This is a genomic window from Cytobacillus pseudoceanisediminis (assembly GCF_023516215.1).
Taxonomy (GTDB): domain Bacteria; phylum Bacillota; class Bacilli; order Bacillales; family Cytobacillaceae; genus Cytobacillus; species Cytobacillus pseudoceanisediminis.
Window position 1 is genome coordinate 3,480,592 of the sequence record NZ_CP097349.1, and the last position, 25,575, is coordinate 3,506,166.

At 38.0% G+C, this 25,575-nt stretch carries 28 protein-coding genes, 5 pseudogenes and 1 riboswitch; of the genes and pseudogenes, 5 read left to right on the top strand and 28 right to left on the bottom strand.

Annotated elements, in window-relative coordinates; genetic code table 11:
* Positions 1–69: 69 nt before the first annotated feature.
* The 5 genes from M5V91_RS18685 to M5V91_RS18705 all read right to left on the bottom strand — a co-directional run bounded on the left by M5V91_RS18685 (position 70) and on the right by M5V91_RS18705 (position 2,869).
* Positions 70–360, bottom strand: coding sequence for a metal-sensing transcriptional repressor (locus M5V91_RS18685; protein ID WP_009335324.1), 291 nt, complete (start codon positions 358–360; stop codon positions 70–72).
* Between the two features lie 124 nt (positions 361–484).
* Positions 485–790, bottom strand: coding sequence for a metal-sensing transcriptional repressor (locus tag M5V91_RS18690; protein ID WP_009335325.1), 306 nt, complete (start codon positions 788–790; stop codon positions 485–487).
* Positions 791–1,055: 265 nt separating this feature from the next.
* Positions 1,056–1,535, bottom strand: a complete 480-nt coding sequence (locus M5V91_RS18695) for a GNAT family N-acetyltransferase (RefSeq protein WP_009335326.1) — start codon at positions 1,533–1,535, stop codon at positions 1,056–1,058.
* A gap of 84 nt (positions 1,536–1,619) precedes the next feature.
* On the bottom strand, positions 1,620–2,177 hold the full coding sequence (locus M5V91_RS18700; RefSeq protein ID WP_009335327.1) for a GNAT family N-acetyltransferase: 558 nt from the start codon (positions 2,175–2,177) through the stop codon (positions 1,620–1,622).
* A complete protein-coding gene (locus tag M5V91_RS18705; RefSeq protein WP_009335328.1) occupies positions 2,174–2,869 on the bottom strand; it encodes an RNA polymerase sigma factor in 696 nt (231 codons plus the stop codon). Before M5V91_RS18705 ends, M5V91_RS18700 begins: the two co-directional genes overlap by 4 nt.
* Before the next feature lie 89 nt (positions 2,870–2,958).
* On the opposite strand from M5V91_RS18705, the gene M5V91_RS18710 reads away from it, so the two are divergent.
* Positions 2,959–3,369, top strand: a complete 411-nt coding sequence (locus M5V91_RS18710) for a VOC family protein (RefSeq protein ID WP_009335329.1) — start codon at positions 2,959–2,961, stop codon at positions 3,367–3,369.
* 76 nt (positions 3,370–3,445) lie between these two features.
* Here the strand turns inward: M5V91_RS18710 and M5V91_RS18715 are convergent.
* Positions 3,446–3,976, bottom strand: a pseudogene (locus tag M5V91_RS18715) (SF0329 family protein).
* 197 nt (positions 3,977–4,173) lie between these two features.
* Here M5V91_RS18715 and M5V91_RS18720 point away from each other — a divergent pair.
* Positions 4,174–4,953, top strand: a complete 780-nt coding sequence (locus M5V91_RS18720; protein ID WP_009335330.1) for an ABC transporter ATP-binding protein — start codon at positions 4,174–4,176, stop codon at positions 4,951–4,953.
* Positions 4,954–4,955: 2 nt separating this feature from the next.
* Positions 4,956–6,598, top strand: a pseudogene (locus M5V91_RS18725) (hypothetical protein).
* A gap of 272 nt (positions 6,599–6,870) precedes the next feature.
* Here the strand turns inward: M5V91_RS18725 and M5V91_RS18735 are convergent.
* From M5V91_RS18735 to M5V91_RS18745, 3 genes and pseudogenes are all read right to left on the bottom strand, one after another.
* A pseudogene (locus M5V91_RS18735) lies at positions 6,871–6,969 on the bottom strand (molybdate ABC transporter permease subunit); the annotation flags it as partial.
* A gap of 47 nt (positions 6,970–7,016) precedes the next feature.
* Positions 7,017–7,826: a molybdate ABC transporter substrate-binding protein gene (gene modA, locus M5V91_RS18740; protein ID WP_009335332.1), complete on the bottom strand. Its 810-nt coding sequence runs from the start codon at positions 7,824–7,826 to the stop codon at positions 7,017–7,019.
* A gap of 417 nt (positions 7,827–8,243) precedes the next feature.
* Positions 8,244–9,602 carry an IS1182 family transposase gene (locus M5V91_RS18745; RefSeq protein WP_284521432.1) on the bottom strand — a complete coding sequence of 453 codons (1,359 nt, stop codon included), beginning with the start codon at positions 9,600–9,602 and terminating at the stop codon, positions 8,244–8,246.
* 398 nt (positions 9,603–10,000) lie between these two features.
* Here M5V91_RS18745 and M5V91_RS18750 point away from each other — a divergent pair, with 398 nt between their 5' ends.
* Positions 10,001–10,423 (top strand): hypothetical protein, encoded by a 423-nt coding sequence (locus tag M5V91_RS18750; RefSeq protein ID WP_009335334.1) that lies wholly within the window; start codon positions 10,001–10,003, stop codon positions 10,421–10,423.
* Positions 10,424–10,967: 544 nt separating this feature from the next.
* On the opposite strand, the gene M5V91_RS18755 is transcribed toward M5V91_RS18750, so the two are convergent.
* From M5V91_RS18755 to M5V91_RS18800, 10 genes and pseudogenes are all read right to left on the bottom strand, one after another.
* Complete coding sequence (locus tag M5V91_RS18755) at positions 10,968–11,735, bottom strand: SDR family oxidoreductase (RefSeq protein ID WP_009335335.1); 768 nt, start codon at positions 11,733–11,735, stop codon at positions 10,968–10,970.
* A gap of 183 nt (positions 11,736–11,918) precedes the next feature.
* Positions 11,919–12,479: a DUF4256 domain-containing protein gene (locus tag M5V91_RS18760; RefSeq protein ID WP_034297489.1), complete on the bottom strand. Its 561-nt coding sequence runs from the start codon at positions 12,477–12,479 to the stop codon at positions 11,919–11,921.
* A 218-nt stretch (positions 12,480–12,697) separates the two neighbouring features.
* On the bottom strand, positions 12,698–12,841 hold the full coding sequence (locus tag M5V91_RS18765) for a hypothetical protein (RefSeq protein ID WP_157380263.1): 144 nt from the start codon (positions 12,839–12,841) through the stop codon (positions 12,698–12,700).
* A 290-nt stretch (positions 12,842–13,131) separates the two neighbouring features.
* Positions 13,132–14,394 (bottom strand): cation:dicarboxylate symporter family transporter, encoded by a 1,263-nt coding sequence (locus M5V91_RS18770; protein ID WP_009335337.1) that lies wholly within the window; start codon positions 14,392–14,394, stop codon positions 13,132–13,134.
* Positions 14,395–14,523: 129 nt separating this feature from the next.
* A riboswitch (cyclic di-AMP (ydaO/yuaA leader) is annotated at positions 14,524–14,673 on the bottom strand.
* A 756-nt stretch (positions 14,674–15,429) separates the two neighbouring features.
* A pseudogene (locus M5V91_RS18775) lies at positions 15,430–16,022 on the bottom strand (dienelactone hydrolase family protein).
* 177 nt (positions 16,023–16,199) lie between these two features.
* Positions 16,200–17,170 (bottom strand): annotated as a pseudogene (locus tag M5V91_RS18780) (NAD(P)H-dependent flavin oxidoreductase).
* Positions 17,171–17,344: 174 nt separating this feature from the next.
* Positions 17,345–17,557: a hypothetical protein gene (locus M5V91_RS18785; protein WP_009335341.1), complete on the bottom strand. Its 213-nt coding sequence runs from the start codon at positions 17,555–17,557 to the stop codon at positions 17,345–17,347.
* Between the two features lie 308 nt (positions 17,558–17,865).
* Positions 17,866–18,027, bottom strand: coding sequence for a hypothetical protein (locus M5V91_RS18790; RefSeq protein WP_284521433.1), 162 nt, complete (start codon positions 18,025–18,027; stop codon positions 17,866–17,868).
* A 50-nt stretch (positions 18,028–18,077) separates the two neighbouring features.
* On the bottom strand, positions 18,078–18,464 hold the full coding sequence (locus M5V91_RS18795; RefSeq protein ID WP_284521434.1) for a hypothetical protein: 387 nt from the start codon (positions 18,462–18,464) through the stop codon (positions 18,078–18,080).
* Between the two features lie 121 nt (positions 18,465–18,585).
* Positions 18,586–19,311: a DUF421 domain-containing protein gene (locus tag M5V91_RS18800; protein WP_009335343.1), complete on the bottom strand. Its 726-nt coding sequence runs from the start codon at positions 19,309–19,311 to the stop codon at positions 18,586–18,588.
* Positions 19,312–19,567: 256 nt separating this feature from the next.
* Here M5V91_RS18800 and M5V91_RS18805 point away from each other — a divergent pair, with 256 nt between their 5' ends.
* Positions 19,568–20,101, top strand: coding sequence for a GNAT family N-acetyltransferase (locus M5V91_RS18805; protein WP_009335344.1), 534 nt, complete (start codon positions 19,568–19,570; stop codon positions 20,099–20,101).
* A gap of 87 nt (positions 20,102–20,188) precedes the next feature.
* On the opposite strand, the gene M5V91_RS18810 is transcribed toward M5V91_RS18805, so the two are convergent.
* From M5V91_RS18810 to M5V91_RS18850, 9 genes are all read right to left on the bottom strand, one after another.
* The gene (locus tag M5V91_RS18810) at positions 20,189–20,611 is read right to left on the bottom strand and encodes a VOC family protein (RefSeq protein WP_009335345.1); all 423 of its coding nucleotides are present in this window, start codon (positions 20,609–20,611) and stop codon (positions 20,189–20,191) included.
* A gap of 71 nt (positions 20,612–20,682) precedes the next feature.
* On the bottom strand, positions 20,683–21,705 hold the full coding sequence (locus M5V91_RS18815) for a DUF4871 domain-containing protein (RefSeq protein WP_009335346.1): 1,023 nt from the start codon (positions 21,703–21,705) through the stop codon (positions 20,683–20,685).
* Positions 21,689–22,243: a sigma-70 family RNA polymerase sigma factor gene (locus M5V91_RS18820; protein WP_009335347.1), complete on the bottom strand. Its 555-nt coding sequence runs from the start codon at positions 22,241–22,243 to the stop codon at positions 21,689–21,691. Before M5V91_RS18820 ends, M5V91_RS18815 begins: the two co-directional genes overlap by 17 nt.
* Before the next feature lie 244 nt (positions 22,244–22,487).
* A complete protein-coding gene (locus tag M5V91_RS18825) occupies positions 22,488–22,937 on the bottom strand; it encodes a hypothetical protein (protein ID WP_071157405.1) in 450 nt (149 codons plus the stop codon).
* Between the two features lie 128 nt (positions 22,938–23,065).
* Positions 23,066–23,299, bottom strand: a complete 234-nt coding sequence (locus M5V91_RS18830; RefSeq protein ID WP_009335349.1) for a hypothetical protein — start codon at positions 23,297–23,299, stop codon at positions 23,066–23,068.
* Between the two features lie 77 nt (positions 23,300–23,376).
* Positions 23,377–23,550, bottom strand: coding sequence for a hypothetical protein (locus M5V91_RS18835; RefSeq protein ID WP_175502172.1), 174 nt, complete (start codon positions 23,548–23,550; stop codon positions 23,377–23,379).
* Between the two features lie 46 nt (positions 23,551–23,596).
* A complete protein-coding gene (locus tag M5V91_RS18840) occupies positions 23,597–23,773 on the bottom strand; it encodes a DUF5316 family protein (protein ID WP_342026167.1) in 177 nt (58 codons plus the stop codon).
* 444 nt (positions 23,774–24,217) lie between these two features.
* On the bottom strand, positions 24,218–24,538 hold the full coding sequence (locus M5V91_RS18845) for a hypothetical protein (RefSeq protein ID WP_251157273.1): 321 nt from the start codon (positions 24,536–24,538) through the stop codon (positions 24,218–24,220).
* A 271-nt stretch (positions 24,539–24,809) separates the two neighbouring features.
* Entirely contained in the window at positions 24,810–25,463 is a 654-nt protein-coding gene (locus M5V91_RS18850) for a lysozyme inhibitor LprI family protein (RefSeq protein WP_251157272.1), read from the bottom strand.
* Positions 25,464–25,575: the final 112 nt, after the last annotated feature.

Genomic DNA, 25,575 nt, shown 5'->3' on the forward strand with positions numbered 1-25,575 from the left:
CCACCGCTGGGTATAAAATAAACAAAAAATTTTATTTAGTAATTTTAGAAATGGTCGTTAAAAACTCCTTCACAATGTCTGGATCTTCTTCTTCAACCTTGTAATGACACACGTGTTTATATGACTCTCTAACAAAACTCTGGAAACGGAATCTAATGCAGCCTGAGCAGCTGTGATTTGATGCAAAATATTATCACAAAAAGTTTGCTTAATCGTCATATTTTTTATTCCTTTAATTTGCCCTTCTATTCTGTTCATCCTTTTAATTAGCTTTTCCTGTAAAATATTCGGATAATTACCTGTGCCTTTTTCTTGACAGCTACAACAGGATTCCTTTGAAAACACCAGTAGTTCTGCCAATCATTCCACCCCTTTCATTTTTTTGTTTATGTGATTAATTTGTATTACGCTTTAAATTTACCATACCCATGATGGGTATGTCAATATATAAAAAATAAAACCAGCAATCGAGTGCTGGCTTTTGTTATTGTGACTTAGAAAATCGTTTAAATACATCCATTAATTCCTGAATCGCTTCTTCTCCATTACCATCTTTAATAGCATCTGAAACACAATGTCTTGTATGATTTTCCAGCAGATGAAGCCCAACATTATTCATGGCTGAATTAATTGCAGATATTTGAGTTAGGATATCTACACAATACCGGTCATTTTCAATCATATTTTGAATGCCGCGTACTTGCCCTTCAATCCTTTTTAATCGAGTGACTAACTTATCCTTTTCTTTTGTTGACCTATGGGTCAACTTTTCTTCTTCAGAATTATGCATAAACTCTCTCCTTCTTATACATTAAAGTATACTCGTCTGGGGTATGATATATTGTACCATATATTATTTAAAGTTCTATTTAAGAGAAATTTTAAGTCTGTGTTTTTCATTTGAAGATATCCCGACTGTCGGTGCAAAAGAATAATACCAGTAATGGGGAAGGGTTAACATTTTTTAAATAATTCGTTTTTGAACAAAAATTCCCAGTTAGTTGAAAAAGAAAAAAGCTGCTCGATTCGCAGCTAATTTTGTATATAAGCACCCATTAATTCAATACCTTTACCAATTCAATTTCATCTCTGATCGGAATACCATCATTTCCAATTAAGGGTATCTCGGGTTTTAACTTTCTTGCTCTCTCCACCGCATTATTAATAATTTTGGACAGGATAAATCCTCGTTTCTGATAAAACTTTAGTGCTAATAAATTATCGTTTGTTGTTATGAGTTTAAGGATTTTGCAATTATTCTTTATTGCAAGATTTTCTACTTCTTGAACTAACGATGTACCTATCCCCTTACCTTCTTCCATACTATCTAATGATATAATTTCGCATTCCTTATCTTTAATTATGTATGTGATTAAGCCAATGATATTGTCTTCTTCATTTACAACAGTAATACCATCTAATGCACTACAATCATAAATTCCACTGGATGTAACCATTTCTGGGCTTCCCCATTGCAACTTAAAAAACTCTGTTATTTTATTTCTCGGTAAATCCTCAACTGCGTAAGTGTTCATTATAAGCCACCTCAAATGTTATAAAATCTTTTTCCCCTCTTGTGTAAAATGAAAAAAACAACTGGCTGGCAGCTCTTGAATCTTTCACATAAAGTCATCATGTAGAGCCTGCCTATTATCTTTTAGAATAGAATATACATAGGTATCGTGTGCTTCCCCATTTTGCTGCATATAACCTCTTAGAATACCCTCTTTTTGAAACCCGGCTTTAGTCAGCAATTTATTAGATGCCTCATTATCCATAAATACAACTGCCCCAATACGAGTAAGATCCAATTCTTGAAATCCATATTGAATAACTTTCGACACAGCTTCGAAAGTATACCCTTTTCTCCAATGTTCAGGATGTATTTCATATCCTATTTCTGCACGCTTATGTTTATGGGACAATGCATTGAAGCCAACAGTCCCGATTATTCCTTTCTTTCCTTTTAATTCAATTCCCCAGCGCATTCCTTTTTTCTCCCTGTAGCTATTTGCAAAAAAGTCAACAAATGCTTCAGCTTGTTCCCTCTTTTCTAATGTTTCCTGCCCATAGTAACGAGTTACATTGTCATTAGAAAAACAAGCGTATATACTCTCGGCATCTTCTTTCACTATTTCTCTCAGCTTTAATCTTCTAGTCTCTAATGTCGGTATCACTTTTCTCTCCCCTTAACTCCTATAGCTATACTCTTTCTTGAAAATATCTGAAGAATATTTCCATCAGGATCTGATATAAAAATGGCAAGGAAACCCTTCTCCCTATTGGTCATCACCTTGAAATTTTCTGTTTGCAGCAGTCGATAATAGTAAAATATCTTTAAAGGCTGATGGTTTTTAACTGCTGATGAAAATTCATTTATTATATTGTCATTGTATGGCTGTTTATTAGTAACTGGAGAAGTATTTTTCTTTAATGAAGTTCTTGCTCGGTGAAGGGCTGTTTTAATTGATTCATTACTGACTCTCAGCATTGCGGCGATTTCCTCAGAAGTATATTGGAACACATCTTTTAACGTTATTAGCATAGCCTGACGGAGTGGAAGTGTACTATATAAGATTTCTAATAAACTGTCCCACTCCGTAAAATCCCAACTTTTCTCAAATAACTCATGAGGATCGATCAGCATTTCACTTTTCTTGCGCTTTTCATCAATAAAAATATTTTTGGCAATGGTGTACAAAAAGGTTATGTTAATCACCCGGTCTGGCTCTTTTTCTTTTATTTTGAAAAATTTAATCAGTGTCTCCTGGGTTAAATCCTCGGCCAGCCATTCTGAGGATGATAAGGATAAACAATATTTATACAGCCTCAAAGAAATCTCCTCAATAGTTAAAGATTCTGTAATCATTATATCCCCCGAAAATTTTCATTATTTTGTAACTTTTCTTTCATTATAATCGTTTGTATAGGAACAAAAAATAAGGAGTGTGATTTTGCATGTTTAAGGTAGGCAGTGTTTTTATTCCGGTGACAGATTTGGAAAGATCTAAAAAATGGTATGAAGTAAACCTTGGTCTAACGAAGGTAGATGAGTGGCAAGAAAATGGGGCTGATCATGGTGTGGGTTATGTTTTTGAGAATGACGTCACAGGTCTTGCTTTAATAAAAACAGAAAAACCCCAGCCAACAGAATTTACTGTAAAAGGAAAAAATAAAAACGTATATTATAATTTCGAAGTAGATAATATCCAGCAAGCTTACGATCGGTTGAAACAAAATGGAGTGGAAACAACAGACATCCATGATTATGGGATTATGAAAGGGTTTGATTTCTTTGACCCTGATGGGAATACCTTCAGTGTGGTAAGCGAAGAAATGAATTCGCCCTATCATAAAGACAATTTGTAAACTTAAATAGTGGAAGCAGCGAATGGTGTGCTTCCACTAACCTGGTTTTTAGCATGCGTGGATACCTCCTGCTCCATTAACCATGAAGTCTTATACCTTCAGCTTTACATCGCAATGTATAAAAGAACTGGACGATTTCTTTCTCGCAAAGAATAGACTGCTTCATTTTTTCTAAAGTCCTTTTCCCCGTCCGCCTATCTATCAAGGCGAATATTTTAATCAGCATGTTGTTGGATTTTAATGATTTTTCAATAGGCAGCAGAAAGTATTCCTCTACGGCATCAAAGAAATCATACTGAGCAAAAATCCCTTCGTCTAATACCCATTCATGTGCTTCATCCTAAATCACTGATTCCTGGCTCCAATCGGTATAAGGGATATGTTTCTCTCTTTTTATTTCATATGTTCTTCTGTTTAGAGCGGTCTCAGAAGTAATGGTACACATATTGAGTACTTCCTTTTTATCAACCGTAATAAAGGCTCTCCCCAATTGATCGTGAGCCCTCCTGTAATTGGTTACTGTAAACTGCAGCCTTTCTTTCAGAGAATCACATTTAAAACTGTCTAATCTTTTCTTTACCTTGCTCCATTGCTGATTCCGCAACATTTAATCCCCCTAAATATTTTCCATTATCAAAATCCCTTCAGATTAATTATCTTAAAGGGTCATTCAGTTAACAACCTTTTTATTCCATCTCCAGTAAGCAGGACAAAACCAAAAGAATTCCCAAATCCCCTTTAGCCAACAACAATTCTAATGTTACACTAGAATTAATGGAATAATTTTGAAATGAGGTTAAGGGGATGGAGGAAGTTATTTTAGAAATTAGTGATTTGAGAAAGAACTATGGTCCGAAGTCCGTGCTGAATGGTGTATCTTTTCAGGTGAAAAGCGGGGAAATCATCGGGTATATCGGCCCGAACGGCGCTGGGAAAAGCACCACTGTCAAAATCATGCTTGGCATTGAAGATGATTATTCAGGACAAGTCAAAATCTTTGGCCAGGATATTTCAGATGGGAATATTGAATATAAAAGAAAGATCGGATATGTGCCGGAAATCGCTGAAGTATACGATAATTTGACCGGCCAGGAATACTTAACCTTTGTTGGCGAATTGTATGGCCTTGATAGAGACCTCGCCAGTGATAAGGCAAAAAGCCTGATGGAACTATTCGGCATAGGGGAAGTCTACCATTCCCGGATAGCCTCCTATTCAAAAGGAATGCGTCAAAAGCTCCTCATTATCTCGAGCTTACTGCATAATCCGGAACTTCTGTTCTTTGATGAACCCATCAATGGTCTGGATGCGAACAGTGTTATGATATTCAAAGAAATCATGGCGCAGCTTGCCGAACAGGGAAAAACGATCTTTTATTCTTCTCATATTATGGATGTGGTTGAAAAGATAAGCAGCCGCATTATTCTTCTGCATGACGGCAGAATTGCTGCTGATGGCACCTTTGAAGAGTTAAGGCAGCAAAATACGGAAGGTTCACTCGAACAGATCTTCAACCAGCTTACGGGATTCAGTGAACATAAGGAACTTGGTGCCAGATTTGTTTCAGTAGTAAGGGAGATGTAGGGATGCAGGACTATCGCACTCTTAAACTATTGGATCGTTTTGAGCGAATTTTCAGCGGCTTTGGCGTAGACTACAAGATAATGAGAAGACTCCTGCAAGTAAAGCTGACGATGGATGGACGGCGTGTGCCCACCATTTTCTCGCAGAATGCCAAAAAAGAAAACAAGGAAAAAAACAATCAGTATATAAAATCTCTATGGATTTATGTATTGTTTGGGCTGTTTTTGATTCCATTTGTGCTTATGGGGGACAATTACCTATTCCAGATGAGCCTCTTTTATGGGATTTTCACCTTTTTCGTTATGACCTCCATGATTTCCGATTTCTCTTCGGTTTTACTGGATATTCGTGATCGTAACATTCTGTTTCCAAAGCCAGTCGACCGAAAAACGATCAGCACGGCAAAAATGGTGCATGTTACGATTTATCTTTCTTTCCTTACTATTGCGCTTGCTGGAATCCCTTTGATAGTGGGACTTATCAAAAATGGGCTCTTATTTTTCCTTATTGCTGCGGTAAACATCATCCTGATTGACCTATTGGTTGTTGGTTTAACCGCACTGATCTATTTATCAATCCTGCGATTTTTTGATGGGGAAAAATTAAAAGATATCATCAACTATGTCCAAATTGGGCTTTCCCTTATGATCATGGTTGGCTATCAATTGCTTATTCGCTCTTTTGAGTTAATTGACTTAACGGTCTCTCTTCAGCCAAAGTGGTGGCAGGTGTTCATCTTTCCAATGTGGTTTGGGGCAAATATCGAAATGATGATGAAGGGCACCTTCCAGCCGTTTTATCTCATTTTTTCAGCATTAGGACTCATTGTTCCGATCCTGTCCATCTGGATTTATTTGAAATTTACCAGCACTTTCGAGCAAAACCTGCAAAAGCTTGCTTATCATGGAAAATCCAAAGAAAAGAAACGAAGTAAAGTAGGGCAATTCCTTCTCAACATCATTTGCCGCTCACCTGAAGAAAGAGCAGTTTTCAGATTTGCCGGCAGCATGATGAGAAATGAACGGGATTTTAAGCTAAAAGCCTATCCGTCTCTGGATTTTTCCATCGTGATTCCGTTTATTATTATCATGAATACTCTTCGTGAAGATTTTGTACAGCTATCTGACAGCAAGTCCTATTTAACGATTTATTTTAGCTTAATCATCATTCCGACCATCATGATTCTTCTAAAGTATTCAGGGAAATATAAGGGTGCCTTTATTTACCGGGTTGCCCCCTCAAACAGCTAAAGCTGGTGTTCAGCGGTACCATCAAGGCATTTATCTTTAAGTTATATTTGCCAGTTTACTTGCTTCTGAGTGCACTATTCCTTTTCCTGTTCGGGGCAAAAATTCTGCCTGATCTTGTCGCTGTATTTATCAGTGCCTGTCTATATGCGGTCATTTGTTTTATGGTCTTAAAGAAAGCTCTGCCCTTTTCGGAGTCTTTTGATGAGTACAATCAAAACGGCAATAGTGCCATTATTTTCGGATTAATGCTGATTGTAGCCTTATTTGCCGGACTTCATTTCGCCAGCACATTATTGCCATATGGAATCTATCTGTATTTGGGGGTTTCGATTATTTGCCTGGGTATTTTTTGGAAGCTGGCTTTCAATATTAGTTGGGAACAGATTGTTGAATAACCCGATTGGCGTTTAACAAAGGATGGTCATTTTGATATCGGGATAACCGCATAAATTCTCCTTCGCAGATTTTAATCTGAATATGTTATATGCTTTAGCTGCCAATATTGGCAGCTCTTTTTTTGCCTCTTTTAGTAGTGTCACCTGATGTTTTACGAATTCCAGTCTTCTTGCAATAAAAATAGACATCCCGCAAAAGGATGCCTGCTAATATAAAAGCATTTTAAGATTTTATTATCTGGACCAAACTAACTTGATAAACGACATCCCAATCATTCTCGCCCCCATAACCAGGCCACCTCCATATTGCCTAAGTTAATAGCTACAACTATAGCTGTTGGGATCGTTTGTGTTTTTCCTGGGATATTTCCGGTAACATTCATAACAACTGGTGACCAAAAATCAGCAGCCATTTAATTTATTTAAGGCCTTTAAACCCATACTCTTCAAAAATACTCATTGATTTTTCATTCTGAAGATAATCATAGAATAAATTGGCTTCCTTTGGATGACTTGTATCCTTAACCACTCCCAAAGGATAAATAATGGCATCGTGAGTGTTTTCATCTGCCGTGTCCACGATGTTAACTTTTTCAGATACTAATGCATCCGTTTTATAAACAATTCCAGCATCCACATTATTTGTCTCTACATATGTAAGTACTTGCCGAACATCTTTGGCATACACCACTTTTTCTTCCATGTTTTTCCAAATACCCGTATCTTCTAAAGACTCCTTCGCATATTTCCCTGCAGGAACAGATTCTGGAGTGCCGATAGACACTTTATCTGCTTCAGCAAGATCATTAAATGATTTAATTCCAAATGCTGAATCTTTCGGCACCACTAGTACCAGTTCATTCCCAACTAAATCAATCCCATTCTTTTCCTCGATGAGCCCGTCCTGTACTAATTTATCAAATTTATCCTCTGCTGCTGAAAAGAAAAGATCAACAGGTGCTCCCTGCGAAATTTGCTGCTGAAGAGAGCCTGATGCTCCAAAGTTAAAGTTTACAAGTACATTCGGATGTTCTTTTTCGAAGCTTGCTTCAATATCTATTAAGGCATCCTGGAGGCTTGCTGCTGCCGAAATAGTCAATTCCACTTTCTCTTCGGTTCCTTCCTGCTTCTCCTCTCCTGATTTTTTAGTTTGGTCATTATTTGAACATCCAGCCAATGATAAAAAAAGGACTATTAATGAAAAAAATAACAGGTACTGCTTTTTCATTATAAATCTCCCTTCCCAATTTGTTATTTCTGATTATAACTAATTATAACTGCTAATGCCCTGGTTATCGTCAGATACTCTGGGCAAATACAGTGAAAAAATCAGCCTGCAAGGCGATAAGGTCTATTTACCGGAAGCTTCAACAGCTATATTCAATAAACAGCTGAAAGAAACCGGCTAGTATCCATTATGAAAGAAATTCAATCTTCCACACAGTTTCAGTCAGAAGTAAGTCATTAGAGGATTATAATACTTCCAAGACAGGAGTATGAATCATACTAAAAAGGAAGGCACAATGCCTTCCTTTCAGTTTGTAGACAAAAAGAGTTCGGAATAGTCTCATTCCGAACTCTTTTTTCATTTTTTGTAGGACTTCAAGTAATTACAGAGAATTGCAGACCTCTCCGAGGTTATCATTTAGGCCATTTCTGGACCTTGCCAAGTCCAGTTGGCCATTTTCTTCAAATTCATGGCAGCGAAAGTAAGCATCGCCTGCATCGACATTTTTTTAAGTCCCCTGAGGGTTGTCCAACGCATGCCATGCTTTTCTTTTGCATCTGCGAATACTCGTTCAATTGTTTCTTTGCGTTTTTCATAGATCGGTTTGACGTCTTGATGGTGGCGAAGATGATCTGCTTCTTCCACATGTTCCTCCCACACATGACGTTGAATCAGTTTTTGATGTGCTTGACTCTGTGTGCATTGAGACAAGAAAGGGCATCCAGCACAAATTCGAGGATCTGATTTATATTGACGATACCCTTCCTTTGTAGTTGTAGTATATTTTAATATCTCACCAGTTGGGCAAATGTAACAGTCAAAATGCTCATCATAAACATACTCATGTTTTCTGAAGAAACCCTCTTTTGTGCGAGGTCGTGTGTAAGGTAAAGCAGGTGTGATGTCGTGTTTCAATAAGTAGCTCGTGATAGCAGGTGTTTTATAGGCTGCGTCTGCCGCAACAGCTTTTGGTTTACTAACTTTCTCAATGACTTGTTCTACCAATGGCTCTAAAATATGACTATCATGCGTGTTACCAGGGGTTACAATTGCGCCTAACACGAAGCCGTTGCGGTCTGCGGCCGCATGGAAAGAATAAGCGAACTGTTTTGTACGCTCATCTTTTACATAGTAGCCACTCTCTGGATCTGTTGTACTTTCCTTGATTTCTTTGTATTCTTCTTTATCAAACTTATCTGGTGGAAACGGCTTTTTTCCATGATCCTCGCGGTCTTGGTTAATCTCCTCTTGAAGGCGTTCTTGATAAGCACGGGTTTCTTTTCGAACAACTTTCTTTTCAAATTTGCGTTTATTTGCACTCGCTTTTACATGAGTAGAATCTACAAAAACGTGTTCAGCACTAATTAAATTCTTTTCAGCTGCGGTTTTTAAGATTCGGTAAAATATTTGTTCAAAGAGATCGGTGTCTTTAAATCGGCGCTCATAATTTTTACCGAAAGTTGAGAAGTGAGGAACTTTATCGTGAAAGCCATATCCTAAAAACCATCGATAAGCCATATTCGTTTTCAATTCTTCAATTGTTTGACGCATGGAGCGAATACCGAAGGTATATTGAATAAATGTGAGTTTAATTAATATTACAGGGTCAATACTTGGGCGGCCTTTTTCTGAATACTTATCTTTTACCAAGTCATAGATGAATGAGAAATTAATCGCCGCTTCAATTTTGCGGACCAAATGGTCCGCCGGTACAAGTTCGTCTAAAGCAACCATTTCAATTTGATCCCGTTGAATTGGATTATGTTTTGAAAGCATTTAAATCACCTCAAGCATTGTATTACTTCTATTTTAAAATAAAAAAGACTGCAGACAAGCACGATTTTCATCGAGTTTGTCGACAGTCTGAAAGGAAGGCACAATGCCTTCCTTTTAATATTTTTGAACCAGCAGTGCTTACTTAAATGAATCCCGCTAATACAGCTTATTACTGTCCTCTGCAGCTCCTATCGCCTCAGATAATTCCGTTAATGAATGGTATAAAACATTGCTGTTTTCCGTTAATATAATGAAATTCATATTATTATAGAATCGGAATCCAACACCCGTTAGCTAAATAAGAAAAAGCTGGCTCCTTCAGCCAAGATTTCATTAGCACAACAAGCTCATACATAACTTAATAATCGATGGTGATAATAACAAACGAGGTGAAATTTGTGGTTCATAAAATATTGCTTTCATTCATTCACATGTTTTTGCTAATGAATCTAATCGTAGTAAATGCACAAACCAGGCCGAATATTGAACTTCTTGATATTGAAAAAAATGAGATAACAAAGACAGTCCCAACAAATCCTAAGGTACAATTCGAAGCTGAAAAAATAATTAAAGAAATTGATAATGTTGTTAAAAAGTTAAAACCAATTCCAGACAAAGGCTACATGATTAAAATCCCCTTAGAGCCGTCTCATCGAGTAGAAAACAAATGGATATATGCTTTGATTGATGAAATGATCATTATCATTCCAAAAAACGAAAAGCCATATTTACTCTTATTTGATGATGAAAATAAATCTTGCTTTTTCACCTTTGACTCAAAAATTGATCCGTTACTAAAAACATTAGATTTTTCTCTTTAACAACCCCTTATCGGTCTTTGTAACATTTTCAACAAATCTGCCTATTTAGTTAAAAAAGCAGGTCGCAGAAATAGCTCTCTTTAACAAAATTAATAATTCATCTATTTTATTTAAAAATAAATGATTTCGATGTTAAAAATCCATCTAGAAGAACAGTTGTCCCAGAAACCCTGCAAATAGGACTGATATGATAAAAACAGGTATTGAAATGAATATTTTATTTCGTAATTTAATAACCTCGAATCGTCTATATAACTTACTTACAGCGGTAAAAAGAATAAACAGGATAGGCACACTTATACATATGGCGATTAAATCAACACGAGTAAATGGTTTACTGATATATTTATCAAGGTTAATGTTAATAACAAAGAGTGTGGAAAATAAAAAGAATTGATAAAAACAAAATCTAAAATAAATCATAGGTTATTACCTCTATTATGTATTTTTTAATCTGGATCCTTATTAACCTGTATATTAAGGCAGTTCCAAAAAAATAGCGTTAATCCCCTCCTGGATCAACGCCTCAATCATTAAGAGCGCACTACTGCCCCTTTATCTTTTCACTTAGATATTCACCGAAAGTGATTTTTCCCATTTTTCGAGCAGGATTGGTATTTTTCCCATCACAGAAAGATTTATATAGTTTTCCAGTTAGAGATAAGCTTAAAACTTTATTTGGTTCATTATTTAGTTTGATTTTCAGTTCAGCCATTTCTCTTAATGTCATTACATCTGGTCCGCCAAAATCCTCCGCTCTTCCTTGTGGTTCTTTATCCACTAAACCTATTAGATGCTCAGCGAATTCACCCGCATCTACACTTTGGCACTTAAATTTATCCGGGACAATATATCTTTTAAGAAAGGATTTGGATAGGAATAAATGATCAATAAAATGGTGGAACTGAGTTGCGCGTACAATTGTATGAGAGATAGAGCTGTTTTTCAGCAATTCTTCTGCTTCTAATTTTAGCTTATAATAGTTAAATGGTATTTCATCAATCCCAACAATTGACGGATAAATAAAATGTTTTACGTGCTGTGCTTTTTTTAATAGCTCCTTAAAGCCTGAAACCTCAACACTTTTTGAATTCTTCATTGGACTTGTTGCTGCGTGAAGGATGACATCTGCATCTTTTACTGCTTCTTCTAACCCTTCACCTGACGATAAATCGCTATAAATCCACTTGAAATCTTCAATTCCATCAGGTTTTCTTCTAGAAGTTAATTTTACTTTATAACCAGACTCCTTTAGTTGATTAAGTAAAGCTGAACCTAGTTGGCCTGTGGAACCGGTGACCAGTATTTTCAAGTACAACACTCCCATTCTAATGGGTTTCCTTTATATTGTATTATTCAGATATTTGGTGCTATATTCAACTAAACTGCCAGTTTTTAAATAAAGAAAAAGCCGCCGTAATGGCAGCGAAATACAAAACCTGTTCATTAAACTGTAGTCTTCAGGAAGTCAGGCCCCCAAATTTCTGCAATGAATCTAAACCCTCAGCGAGCCCCGGAAACCCCTTGCCCCATAGTACGAATCGGCTCCATTGTGATACACAAAAACAGTGTCGTAGCGCCGGTCACAAAAGATCGCCCCGCCAAGTTTTCTGATATTCTCAGGCGTTTGCACCCAGCTAGAGGTTTTCTTATCGACATGTTCAAGCTCCTGAAGCTCCCGGTATTGCTCTTCGGTTAAAAGCTCAATGCCCATGGCAGCTGCCATATCCATAGCACTGTTTTCCGGCTTGTGTTTCTTCCGTGCCTCCAGCGCTTCACGATCGTAACAAACACTTCTCCTGCCTTTTGGACTTTCAGCTGAACAATCATAAAATACGTATTCGCCGGTCTCTTGATCATGGCGTACAACATCCGGTTCGCCTTCAGTTGCTTCCATTTCATTGAGTGACCACAATTTTTCAGGATTAGCCTCGAGCTTAGCTTGTACATCAGCCCACTCCACACCTTCATGACGGTGCATGTTTTTCTCAAAACGCGCTTTCAGAGTTTCCAGCAGTTCTTCACGCTGTTCTGGTGACAGCTCCATATTTCCCATTGTCAAGTTAACTCCTCCTAGTTTTTACTCCATTATAATATAATTATGACCCTTAAGGGCTATTTGATAAAAGTGGAACAGCATTAACTTTTCATAAGCCACCTTCGGACTCGCTCAAGTTGATTTCCCGCTTCTCTGTCCGAACCTCCTTCACCTTCGGACTCGCTCACGTTGATTTCTCCCTTTTCTGTCCGAACCTGCTCCACCTTCGGACTCACTCACGTTGATTTCTCCCCTTTCTGTCCGAACCTGCTCCACCTTCGGACTCCTTCACGTTGGTTTCCCGCTTCTCTGTCCGAACCTCCTTCACCTTCGGACTCGCTCACGTTGATTTCTCCCCTTTCTGTCCGAACCTGCTCCACCTTCGGACTCCTTCACGTTGGTTTCCCGCTTCTCTGTCCGAACCTCCTCCACCTTCGGACTCGCTCACGTTGATTTCTTCCCTTTCTGTCCGAACCTCCTCCACCTTCGGACTCGCTCACGTTGATTTCTCCCCTTTCTGTCCGAGCCTGCTCCACCTTCGGACTCCTTCACGTTGGTTTCCCGCTTCTCTGTCCGAACCTGCTCCACCATCCTCTCTTTATGGAATAACACAAAGATACAAAAAAAACACTAACAAATATGCTGCCATTTGTTAGTGTTTTCCAATCTATTATGAAGCTTGTTGCTCAAATCTTTCTTCTGCTGGAGGGTTAAATTGCCCTTCCCACTTGGCAATAACAATAGCCGCAAGTGAGTTCCCCACCACGTTAACAGCTGTTCGGCCCATATCAAGGATACGGTCGATGCCGGCAATAAAGGCAAGGCCTTCTGCAGGCAATCCAATTGTGCTGAAAGTAGCCAGCAGCACGACAAAGGATACGCCTGGCACTCCCGCCATTCCTTTGGATGTCACCATCAGTACTAACATTAACGTAATTTGCTGTCCTATGCTTAATTCTATGCCAAACATCTGTGCAATAAATAAAGAGGCAATTGCCTGGTATAAAACGGATCCATCCAGGTTAAAAGAATAGCCTGTCGGAATAACGAATGACGAAATATGTTTCGGGCTTCCCGCTTTCTCCATTTTGTCCATGATTCTCGGAAGCACTGTTTCAGAACTTGCAGTTGAGAATGCCAAAATCAATTCTTCTTTAATCATCTTCAATAATTTAAAGATGCTGAACCCGACAACTTTGGCCATTATCCCCAATACAACAAGAACAAAGAAGATCATGGCTCCATATACAGTAAGCGCCAGCTTGCCCAATGGAATTAATGAGGCAAAACCATACTTGGAAATCGTTACACCAATTAAGGCAAATACTCCGATTGGTGCATACTTCATAAATAGGTTTGTCACATAGAACATAGCCTTTGCCGTGCCTTCGAAAAATCTCAGTACTGGTTTTCCCTTTTCCCCAATTGCTGCAATTCCAAGGCCAAATACAACAGCAAAGAAGATAATCGCCAGCATATCGCCTTCAACCATGGCTTGTACAGGATTAGTAGGTACGATATGCAAAAATGTATCTGCTATCGACTTGCCTTCCTGCTCTTTATTGGTTTCAACATAGCTCGAAATGTCACTTTGCTGCAGGCTGTCCATATTCAGGCCGGCACCAGGCTGAATAACATTACCTGCAATGAGGCCCACCACAATAGCAACCAAAGTCATGCCAATAAAGTAAGTCAATGATTTACCGCCAAGCTTCCCGACGGCTTTTAAATCACCCACACCAGCAATGGCAACAATAATTGTTGATAGTACAATAGGAACAACAATCATTTTAATTAAGCGGATAAAAAGATCGCCAAAGGGCTGCAGCACACTTTGCGCCGTTTCACTTCCATAGAAAATACCGCCAATAGCGATTCCTAAAATAAGACCGATGAAAATTTGAGTGGCTAAACTTAATTTAATTTTTTTCATCAATTACCCTACCTTCTTGTTTAGTTTTATACGTGCTGCGCAGGCAAGGGAAACAAAGATGAGATCCTGATAAAAAAGAAAATCGACAAAAATGCTGGGTTTTGTCAATTCACACTATTTCATATTCTCTTATGTTTCCTTAAACGCTGACGAGGTTAGCTTTCGGGTTAGGACTGCGGAAACAGTAAGCCCTTCCATAGTAGGATTCACCCCAAGCGGAAACTCCGCTGTAAATATTGGGTCCCCCGTTCTTAAAATAAGATTAAGCATAAATCACTATATCATTATATTATTTCAAGATATTTTTTGTAAATAGTTAAGTTTTCCCGGCAGTAAACTAAATGGCCTCTTTAATACACCAAAAAAAGCTGAAATTCAATGAATTTTCAGCTCTAGGACTTGTTATGGGAAATCAATATTAATAGCAATAATAAATATAAGGACTATCACGGATAATGCTGTATTTACTGACCACCACCTTATTTCTGCTTTTGTCAGTACACGGTCAATGATGAAAAAAAGACAGCAGAAACAAGACTAAGTTCTTTTAATACTGAACCGAATAAACAATGGAATAAAAAGGAGGCAATTTCACGATTAGTGTTTGCAATGAAAATCTTCTGGCTCAACCAATCACTGAACATCGAAGTGATTACTCCATAGGCAGCGACAAACATAAGATTTAAATAATATAAATTAACAAATGCATTATATCAAAGCCTGTTAGCACTGAGAAAATCAGTGCAAATAACACACTGCTAAGAATGGATGTTAAGATCTTTCTCCTCAAAATAATGGACATTTCCCACTTCATCCTTTATAGAGGCTAAATAATAGAAAGTAAATTTATAAATTGAATATAAGCAAAACAAAAAAAGGCATTTGGCTCCGCCTGCGCCAAATACAATGATAGCCACACATGCTATCCCCGCTAAATCTAAATTAGCACCCTTGTATTAAGAAAATTGAACGGGCTTGTAAACTTTTATTAAAATTCAAGGTGATAACACTCACGGTTAGCTTCATAATAATACCTCAATCAATATGCAATAAAAAATCCATGGCTTTGCTAAATGCTTCTTGTTCTGATTCTGCATCATATCTGGAGGAATATGGATCACTGAATCCATGTTTCCCTTTAAATTTATGTACTTTAATTTTCTTTTTTCTAAAGCTAATAGTAACTCATCAACATTAAAAGACTGCTCTTCTTGTGGAAAGAATAGCATTATGGGACACTGGGGTGTTAACTCTAAATAGTCCCTGATCCTTGAGCCATAGTATCCCACTATACCATCAACACAATCTCCCTCACTGCACAGCCAGGCAACAGTTGCACCTATACTAAATCCAATGATATATATTTTTTCGTATTCATCTTTAACATCCAATAATAGATCTTTTATTTTTTGGGCAGCTCTGTCGAAACCTGCATGTTCCATAAAATGGCGATAAGCGGCTTCCTCATGAGAATATTCAAAAGGTATCTCTCGCTCTAATAAATGGGGGCATGTCACATCAAAACCCTGCTTTGATAATAATTCGCAAAAACTTTTTATATGTTGATTAATTCCATAGATTTCGTGGATTACGAGTATTAAAGAATTAGAATTACTCTGTCTTATCATGATTATGACCCTTTTTCTCCATATTTCTTCTCCCATTCACCGATCCATTTTTACACCTTATTCCATAAGAAAAAGTATTCTATATTTAAATGTTTTATTCCTTCAACATCTAACACCCTATAAATCAGAAAAGCCGCCTATACGGCAGCTAGACTTTAAAAATGCACCATTATGAAATTAAACAAAAGCTTCATATTCAGCTTTAAGGTTATTGATGATCGTCTGAACAGGCAGGATTTCTTTAATTTCATGGACTCTTGCCCCCGCAAATACAAGGCCATTCTCGCAGTCCCCATCCATGGAAGTAATCAAGGAATCCATTGTACAAAAGCGATAAGAGCAGTTTTTCAGGCAATCGATACAGTTCTTTATTTTCACCTTTTTATTGTCAGCTATCTGCTCTGTAAAGTGGTTCTTAATGGCACGGCCTTCCAGCCCTACGGTGGTTTTCACCATGACGATATCTTCCTGTTTGGCCCGGACATACTTTTCTTTAAAAGATAATGGTGCATCACATTCGCGGCTTGCGACAAATCTTGTTCCCATCTGAACACCCGAAGCACCGATACGAATGGCATGAGCGATATCTCTTCCTGTCATGATTCCTCCGGCAGCAATGACAGGAATCTTAACTGCTTCCACGACTTCCTGTAAAATATCGAATAGTGGTCTTTCGGTCCCTAAATGCCCTCCCGCTTCATTGCCCTCTACAACAACGGCAGAAGCACCAAGCCGTTCTGACATTTTGGCCAGCCTTGCAGATGACACAATCGAGATGACCGGTATACCAGATTCTCTGCCCCAGCTGTACATATCTCTTGATATTCCAGCACCTGAAATAATGAAATCAACCTTTTCCTCAATGGCTGTTTTCATTTTTTCAGCAAAATCATTCATGGCAAAAAGAACATTCACCCCAATATAGCCCTCACCCTTGATAGATGCCTTAGCCTTTCTTATATGCAATCTTAAATCTTCGATGCTAATTCCTGTTCCAGAAATAGTTCCAATCCCCCGGCATTCGCAACAGCTGACGACAGACCACTTAAAGAAATACCTACGCCCATACCACCTTGCATGACTGGAAATTCAGGCTTCATATGACCAATTCTTAATTGCGGAAATCTCAAAAGAATACCCCATTTCATCGTCGAATTATTTCTTCTCCATTATTGTGTGAATGGGGTTAATTGAATAGTGATAAATATAATACCTGATACTAAAATCAAGTGGTAATTTAGCGATCGTCACACAAAGTTCAAGAAAGAACAAAGATGGGGGCTTAATTCTTTTTATCGTATAACTGATATACCAGAAAATCATCACAACTTATCTTTTTCTTTTGCAGTTACTATACTATAAGAAATATTGAGTTTATCCCAAACCCAAGCATGAAAGATTTCGTCTAATTCTTTTTCCAAGGCCATATCATCCAGACTCGCTTCAAGGCCTAATTTCTCAAAAGTGAATGTCTCTGTCGCCTTAGCCCCCTCATACCGGGCACTGCTAAATGAGAAAGTAACTGTTCTGCCCATCGTGTTTCCCCCTATATTAAATCATCAAGTATTCTTTTTATCAGCACTTACTCGCATGAAAAGCTTTTACCTGCGTTTTTGAAATATAAAATGCAATAGGTAAGCTGATCCTAAGAAAGTAATAATGAAAAATACTTTAACTATAGAAAATTGCTCTATTAAAAGGGCGTGCGTTGAACGATCCGATGAGAAGATAGACCACCAGCTTGGTTCGGGAAATAGAAAAGATACTATAACCCAGGTGCAAAATAACACTAGAAACCAATGGAATCTCATAAGTTCTCCCTCTTACACAGTTAATCCAAAAACTAATTCAAAATCCTTACACCATTAGGATCCACTAATGGGTTTGATGAGAAATCCTTTATAACAGCTTCCCTGATTGTAACTGTCTCACCAATTATTGACTTAATAGAATTGACAGGCTTTCCAAACAAAATGGAAAGGTCACCTTCTAACCCTTTTTTCATTATTTCTAATCTTAATTCCCCTATTTTTATGTTATCAGTCACCGAATCTACTAAATCTTTGTTTGTCTGAAGTTCAATCCTAAAAGAATAAGGGGTTGTAATAAACGTTCTTCGTTCCCCCTATCAACATTCCAATTCAAATTAACTGCATTTTGACATATAAACTCTTGTTCTTTTTCATTTACCAAAAAGCCTATATGGTCAAATATACTCTTCTTTCCATATCCAAAAGTGACATTTATGCACCCTTTTCTTGCTTCAATTATCCGAAAAAGGATATCTTTTTCCCGAAAGTCATCCCATACCAATGGAGGATCAAAGTTCTGGAAATCCCCCTGGTATTTTCCGATACGCTGATATATCCGAAATCCATTATTTGTGTAAAACCTCTCTGTCTCTTCTACATGCGGAGTCCAAAAATGATAATGAAAAAGCACCGAAGTCACCTCTTTATTAAGTTCACTCCCTTACATATTCAATACAAAAGAAAATATTTCCTTTATAGGAGGTTCCCTGACTTTTCACGGCGTGCTGAAACAGGTTTTCCAAGATGGATAGTTAATGATTCAAAGGTGGTATGGATTCTGCTTGTTCATTTTTCATGGAAATATGAAGCTCTTTCTTAGAGTTGATGGAGGCAAAAAATATATCCCCGAACATAGAGACGCCCATTCTGGCCAATTCCCGTTCAAGCCAGGCTCTATCCAAGCCCAACTGATTAAGGACAGTGGTGTAAACTTCTCCTTCAACGACTACTGGAAAGGCAATTTGATCGGAGTGTTCAGTAATTTTTAAATCTCCCAGGGTGACAGGCATCATTGAAGGTTTCAATTGAACACTTAGCATACCGCTCCCTTCCAGTACTCCCAATTCTACATTTTGGACATCGAAGATATTTTTCTCCCTCAGCATTTGAAGAATGTTGTCGATTGAATAATTAGTCCGCTTTAAATTGGCACGAAGCAATTTACCCTTATTAATTACAATCACCGGTTCGAAAGTAATCATTTTTCCAATCTTTCTGTTCGATATTTTTACTTTCCCAATGATTCGCTGAAAGACGCCTATGGCAATAATGGCAAAGCCTGTTTCCAGATGCCTGATAGACGGATCTGCTATATCCGCCCCAGCCACTGCACCCAGTGTAAGAATCACCAGGTAGTCGAAGATTGGAAGCTCCCCAATCGAACGTCTCCCCATATAAAGAGTAATAAAAAGAAATAGAGGCAGAATGGTAATAATTCTTCCTAAAATAAGAAGACAATGATAAAAAAATTCTCCCATATTTTACTCCTCCCGTTGGTTGGTTGGTTGTTCTTATCTTTTCGGTCTCAGGTGGAGATTATACGGCAGATAGGCGCATTCGAAAGGAAGTTGACCACTGCAGCATAACTTTATAAAATGAAATCATCCCAAATTGGAGGTTTTTTGTTTGTTGAACTTATGTTTAGAGCTGGAGGAGTAACACGTTCTTCATGGCTGCATGCATGAGAAAGTGCCATTTATATCGAACTTTATAAATAAGAACGGGAGATTATAAATGGATATTTTAATTCGGCAGGAATTCCCTGCAGACTATCATTCGACGGAAGAAATGATCAGAGAAGCTTTTTTAAATGAAGAATACAGCGACAAGACAGAACATTTCCTTGTTAAAAGGATTAGAAATTCAGATGCTTTTATTCCGGAGCTTTCTTTAGTAGCTTTAACTCAGGCTAAGGAGGTTGTGGGTCACATACTTTTATCAAAAATCACCATAGCTGATGGCGAGAAGGCTGCAGATTCTCTGGCACTTGCCCCCGTTTCGGTTGCTCCCGGTTATCAAGGAAAAGGCATCGGCAGTCAATTGATTCGTTCTGCACTTAACAAGGCAAAAGAGGGCGGATTTCAATCCGTAATCGTTCTAGGTCATAAAGATTACTATCCAAAGTTCGGCTTTAAGCCAGCCAGCCTTTGGAATATCCAGGCCCCGTTTGAAGTGCCTGACGAAGTGTTCATGGCTCTGGAATTGACGGAGAATGCTCTTGAAAAAGCTGCCGGTGTTGTCCATTATTCAAAAGCTTTTTCAGAATAAGAGGCCTGGATGAAAAAAGAGCAGCCGATCCACATACTGGATCTTCAGCTCTTGTACCTATTTGTTGATAAAGACATTGCAATGGACTTATTCTGTAAGTTCCCAAGCAGGATTCCAAACTACTTCCCACAAATGTCCATCTGGGTCTTGGAAGTATCCAGAATATCCACCCCAAAAGGTGTCGTGAGCTTGAACCGCAATAACAGCCCCTGCACTCTCAGCCTGTTTCATTACCGTATCTACCTCTTCTTTACTCCCAACATTATGCCCAATCGTAAATTCAGTTGGGCTAATCGCTGTCTGGTTCATGCTTGTATCATGAGCAATATCTTTACGTTTCCAAAGTGCCAGTTTTAACCCTGATTGCAAATCAAAAAACGCCACAGCACCATGCTCGAATTCTCTCCCTACTATCCCCTGTGTTGGAAGTCCAAGACCCTTTTCATAGAAATGTAAGGACCTTTCTAGATCATCTACACCTAATGTAATAACTGAAATCCGCGGTTTCATATAAGACCTCCAATAAACTCGTATAAAATAAAACTTTCAAATCTTTGCAAAGAAAAGATCATAAAGCATAATCATTCCTTTATATCGTAAATCAATTGATCGAATAACTCCCCATCCACATAAAGCAAAATGGCCCATTCTCCCTTTTTAGGAATTTTAACAGATGATGGTGTATGCGCATCTGCCCCGTTGTTTGGACCGTAAGCATGGATGGTCCATCCCATTCCATTCGTTAAAATTTGATGGACAGTTTGCGATTCTTTATGAAATCCAACAATCGTCAGATCTGCATCTTCAACTCCCCAAAGATGCCACATCCACTTTTGGCCGTTTAGACTTGGCATGCCAGCGCCTATCACACCGGACTTGTTTTCATTTCCGATAATGCCCCTGTCACCGAACTCCACAGCTTTTCTCTCCCAATCAATAGTGTCAAAATCGCTCTCTTGCACAAAATCTGGTATGTCCTCTGGGAAAGTAATAGGGGCGTCTTTTGCTTTTTCAGCCACACTGACAACTACATCCCCATAGGCTTTGCCATCCAGGTACACTTCATACTTCCACAAGCCTTCGTAAGGAACTGTAAATGTGGTTGTAAAACGCTGCAAACTTGGGTAGCCGGATGATGGTTCTGTTATTTCTTGATGAGGCAAAACTTGTATTCTTTCACCAGTTTCTTTATGAAGGGCAGAAATGGAAAGTTCTTTTCCTTTATAAGTATCAAAAGGCTCTGCGAAACTAAAAATATAGCCATAAGGCGTTCCTGCTTTCAGATTAGGATCGGGTAATATGCTAAATTTTATATTTTGATTCACCTTATATTCATGCCGTATTTCCCATTCATTATTCATGCCTCCATTTATCTTTTCGGGATCGTTCCTGACAAAAAACTCGGTTGAAACGAAGAAGGCCAAGAGACAGATGGCAAAAGTGGAAATAGTGAATATAACGAATTTATTGGGTTTGGCTGGCTTCACTATTCTATCTGTATGGACTGCTTTTCTAATATTCATTTTTTGAAATTCCGTAAAGTGGCCACCTTTGTGAGTCGTCGAGTCCATCGCCCTCCGCAGCTGCTTAAGCTTGCTCTCCATTATATCCCCACCTCTCCATCATTTTTTTCAGCTTCATCCTGCCTCTGCTCAATCTCGTTTTGATCGTATTGTGGTTCACGCCTAATATTCCTTGGATCTCTTCAATTGAGCATTCTTCATAGTAATAAAGCGTAACGACTTCCCGGTACTTCACAGGCAAAGACAATACACACAAGGAAAGAAATTCTTCCTCGCTGCGCTTCAGCAGATCTTTTTCCGGCGACATTTCCTTAGATGAAAAAAGAGCAAACATGCTTGAATTCATCAACACTTTTCGAAACGCATAACTCTTCAAGACATCCTTTGATTTATTAATAGCCAATCGATAAATCCATGATTTAAAGGAGATCACTTCATCGATTTTGTCATAATTTCTGTAGCACGCGATGAATACATCCTGAACAATATCTTCAGCCAGCTTCCAGTCCTTCACATAGTTATAAGCCAGCTTTGTGAGCCGTTCACCATACTCATCCATAATAAACTCCAGCCAAGCATCACGATTTTCTAATGGGCCTTCATCCCTGACCTTTCTCACACACTTCCCACCCCATTTTCACTTTAATGCTAAGACGAATGATTTAGATATAGGTTTCATTTTTTCCATATCTTTTAGAAAAAAGGCCCTTACCCTTTTGCGGATAAGTGCCGGTTTCGTTCCTGTCTATAATAACAATTGCCCGTATTTTTCCCGTCCTCATCTAATAACTTCCTTTCATTCTTCCTCCAAATTTCCATATGATAAAACCTTTTTGATTAACAAGGCCGAATAACATGGAGGACTATTCTTTAATGACTGATTTGTATCTTCTCACCTTACCCATCCAATCACTTGCATCCCGCCATTTAACCTTTTTAGCTGAAATCCAAGTAACTTCTCCATTATAGTCATTAGGTGTCCAATCAGAAGTGTCTGCCCAATATAAGGTACCGTCTTTCAGTATTAGGGTGGCATCATAGATGATTGAATCATAATTTTCCGGACTTGGTTTAAGTTGAAAATGTGTTACTTGTTCAAACAATATTTCTATTGCCGACGGATTATTAAATTGTCTATGAAAAAGCATTTGCATTTTGGTATCAAGCCCTAGTCCAACACTCATTGACCGGTTATGATCTACATAACTGTCAGTCCACATCATCAGCTCTTTCAAGCAGCTATCGTGGAAATAACCAAATAACTCTAGAAGTCCTTTGATATCATCATTTCCTTTTATTTCAACCCACTCCATATTTGCCTCCTCTTAGACAAATTCATAAATATAAGAAAGGTTCGTCATATTATTTTCAATTCCTTCTTTAGCTCACTGCCCTGTTTATTCAAAAAGAAAAAGCCACCTGGATTGGCAGCTTTCGTTTGCTACTCATTTTTCTTCATTGAAGCCAAATAAGCAATTGCAATGAGAACTGCAATGATTGAAGTGATTACAGAATATCGGAAAATAGTAAAAAAGAACTCAGGAAAAGGTGTTATAACACTTGAAGTCATACCATCAACATCAGTTGTGCTTTCTATCCGCTTCATAAAGGCCACTAATAAGAAAAAGGAGACAATAAATGAATATATCCCTGTTTTCACTATTATTTTCTCCATAAAATCCCTCCTAATTTTCCATGACTTACTTTTTCAATTACAGTTACCTGGAAGCAAGGAATCACGAGTTCATAAAATTATTGAAATCCTCCTGAGTCTTTATTTTCTCCCATCAAATAATTTGAGCTCTCTCCTGGTTTTGCATTAGGATTGAATGGGATATGAGGATTATTATTGTTTTTCTTGCGTTTCCAATCAATAAATAAAGCAAATAGTATAATTCCAACAATAAAAATCACTAACCACCACATGGAATCAATCCCCCTTGTTAGAAAGGCCGCCTTTATTGATATACACTTATTTAGCTAAGAAAAGATAAAGAAGCAGCGCAGTCATAATATTTGGCAGACCAATTAAAACGGAGCCGATGCTTGTTCTTTTTCGTTTCTGTCTTTCGTCTGGAGAATCAGGTGCTTCTAGGCCTGCCCTTATTCGGTGGGGGCCAGGTATTGAACCTGACATAAGAACAGACATGGCCAAAAAAATAAGCCAATTGCTCCTGTCACTAAGTAAGCCTTACTTAATTCCCCAAAACCAAATGATAGTAAAACACCAGTTATTGACAAAACCATTCCGATAATTAGATACTTCAAACCAAACCTCCTTTTTCCTAACTATATACGGTTGAAGCCTTGGATTGTTTCAATTTTAATTTTATTCAGTCTTTTTTGCCGAGGACAATATAGACAGTTGCGAAATGATAAAACCTATGTAACATGCCAGATTCGGCTCCCTCTGAAAAAAACTTGACCACAATTGATCAAGTTTATGTCAACACACACACCTAGACGATGTTTGTTTAACATTTTATTGGCTTATTCCAGCATACTACGCGACAGTCATCTTTGCATGGTATTTTCTCCTTATGCCAAACAATTTTGCGTCCATCGTTACAGCATTTTTCTTCTTTACGCCAAACTATTCGGTAGCCATTTTTGCAGTGTTCATTATGCTTATGCTGGCAAATGGTTTTGCAGTGCTTCTCGAAACATTCTTTCTTTTTGCAGCAGCAATCATGATGGCAAGTATGATGTTTACACTTGTCATATCTGCATCCACAATCATGATGGCAAGCATGATGATTGCATCTGTTCTGTTTATTTCTGCAATCATAATGGCAATCATGGGGTTTGCACTTATCCTGTCTACATCGATCATAATAGTAACCATGATGATCGTACTGGTCCTGCATATATCCATCATGATGATAGTAGTCATTCTGATTATAGCTATAACCACTATGATAAATTGTTCTTCCTTCAGAATGCCAAGATGAACTCAACATAATCCACTCCTTTCTTGATAGATTACTATATCTTTATTCAAATTTATTACCTTTGCTTGTGTAATTATCTATTAAACATATTTATTATTTAATGACCAAATACAAATCTGCCCCGTCTGGCCGAAGAAAAAAAGGAGCTGCTATCCCTACTGGATTTGCAACTCTTTCACTCGTTTAAAATAAGTACAAAGGAGATGGAGGCAACCTGCTCGTTAGTGCCAAAAATTACTTCATATACTTTGCAACCAACAAATAACACCTTTCTCTTGTAAGACTTGCTTGTGTAGCCACATATTCCAATGGCTCCATCGAACCGCCTTTGTATTTCAGAGAAGACTTTTTCGCAGCTTCATCTCTTTGTTGGATCCAGATCCGCTGTTCTTCTCTTAACTGGTCCATCTGCCCTTTATCAAGCTGATCTTCTAGCAGACCATAAATTTTGTTTAATTCCTCATCCCAATTTCTATATCTTTCCGCCTCTTGCTCCACCAATTCTGCGGTGGTTGTCTTGGCTTCTTCATATCTGTCCGCTTCTTCCATTTTGTTTAGTTTCTTTAGATATTCATCCTTATTACTTTCATGATTTTCATTTTGATTACTGGACTCCACTGACTCTCCATCATTTGAGGCTGCAGATGAATTGTCTGTATTTTCTTGTTCATTGAGCTGTGTGTTGTCACTGCTGCCAGAAGAGTTTTCTTCCTCATTTTCCTCTGAATCTGCAGAATCCCTATCAGTTGAGCCGCCATCTTCATTTTGAGCCGAGCTGTTATTAGCTGGCTGGCTGCTCGATTCTTCAGATGAGTCTCCACAAGCAGCCAGTACACCTGATAATGCTACTGTTATCAGTACCGTCAAAAACTTCTTGTTTTTTTCCATATTCCAACTTCCTTTTTATATTTAGTAACGAAATTTATACTATTAAATTTTTGAACAAATCCTTCAGTATCGAGCATAATTAGATGATCTATGTCTTCGAAAATGATTATTT

What these genes read in the sequence shown, in the direction of transcription:
- M5V91_RS18805 (WP_009335344.1), top strand. Translation starts at nt 19,568, where the DNA reads ATGGATATTTTAATTCGGCAGGAATTCCCTGCAGACTATCATTCGACG.
- M5V91_RS18830 (WP_009335349.1), bottom strand. Translation starts at nt 23,299, where the DNA reads ATGGAGAAAATAATAGTGAAAACAGGGATATATTCATTTATTGTCTCC.
- M5V91_RS18710 (WP_009335329.1), top strand. Translation starts at nt 2,959, where the DNA reads ATGTTTAAGGTAGGCAGTGTTTTTATTCCGGTGACAGATTTGGAAAGA.
- modA (WP_009335332.1), bottom strand. Translation starts at nt 7,826, where the DNA reads ATGAAAAAGCAGTACCTGTTATTTTTTTCATTAATAGTCCTTTTTTTA.
- M5V91_RS18810 (WP_009335345.1), bottom strand. Translation starts at nt 20,611, where the DNA reads ATGAAACCGCGGATTTCAGTTATTACATTAGGTGTAGATGATCTAGAA.
- M5V91_RS18800 (WP_009335343.1), bottom strand. Translation starts at nt 19,311, where the DNA reads ATGGGAGAATTTTTTTATCATTGTCTTCTTATTTTAGGAAGAATTATT.
- M5V91_RS18690 (WP_009335325.1), bottom strand. Translation starts at nt 790, where the DNA reads ATGCATAATTCTGAAGAAGAAAAGTTGACCCATAGGTCAACAAAAGAA.
- M5V91_RS18785 (WP_009335341.1), bottom strand. Translation starts at nt 17,557, where the DNA reads ATGGGCAGAACAGTTACTTTCTCATTTAGCAGTGCCCGGTATGAGGGG.
- M5V91_RS18840 (WP_342026167.1), bottom strand. Translation starts at nt 23,773, where the DNA reads ATGTCTGTTCTTATGTCAGGTTCAATACCTGGCCCCCACCGAATAAGG.
- M5V91_RS18760 (WP_034297489.1), bottom strand. Translation starts at nt 12,479, where the DNA reads ATGGGAAATATGGAGCTGTCACCAGAACAGCGTGAAGAACTGCTGGAA.
- M5V91_RS18745 (WP_284521432.1), bottom strand. Translation starts at nt 9,602, where the DNA reads ATGCTTTCAAAACATAATCCAATTCAACGGGATCAAATTGAAATGGTT.
- M5V91_RS18790 (WP_284521433.1), bottom strand. Translation starts at nt 18,027, where the DNA reads ATGAAAAAAGGGTTAGAAGGTGACCTTTCCATTTTGTTTGGAAAGCCT.
- M5V91_RS18825 (WP_071157405.1), bottom strand. Translation starts at nt 22,937, where the DNA reads ATGGAGTGGGTTGAAATAAAAGGAAATGATGATATCAAAGGACTTCTA.
- M5V91_RS18720 (WP_009335330.1), top strand. Translation starts at nt 4,174, where the DNA reads ATGGAGGAAGTTATTTTAGAAATTAGTGATTTGAGAAAGAACTATGGT.
- M5V91_RS18705 (WP_009335328.1), bottom strand. Translation starts at nt 2,869, where the DNA reads ATGATTACAGAATCTTTAACTATTGAGGAGATTTCTTTGAGGCTGTAT.
- M5V91_RS18850 (WP_251157272.1), bottom strand. Translation starts at nt 25,463, where the DNA reads ATGGAAAAAAACAAGAAGTTTTTGACGGTACTGATAACAGTAGCATTA.
- M5V91_RS18815 (WP_009335346.1), bottom strand. Translation starts at nt 21,705, where the DNA reads ATGGAGAGCAAGCTTAAGCAGCTGCGGAGGGCGATGGACTCGACGACT.
- M5V91_RS18695 (WP_009335326.1), bottom strand. Translation starts at nt 1,535, where the DNA reads ATGAACACTTACGCAGTTGAGGATTTACCGAGAAATAAAATAACAGAG.
- M5V91_RS18770 (WP_009335337.1), bottom strand. Translation starts at nt 14,394, where the DNA reads ATGAAAAAAATTAAATTAAGTTTAGCCACTCAAATTTTCATCGGTCTT.
- M5V91_RS18835 (WP_175502172.1), bottom strand. Translation starts at nt 23,550, where the DNA reads ATGTGGTGGTTAGTGATTTTTATTGTTGGAATTATACTATTTGCTTTA.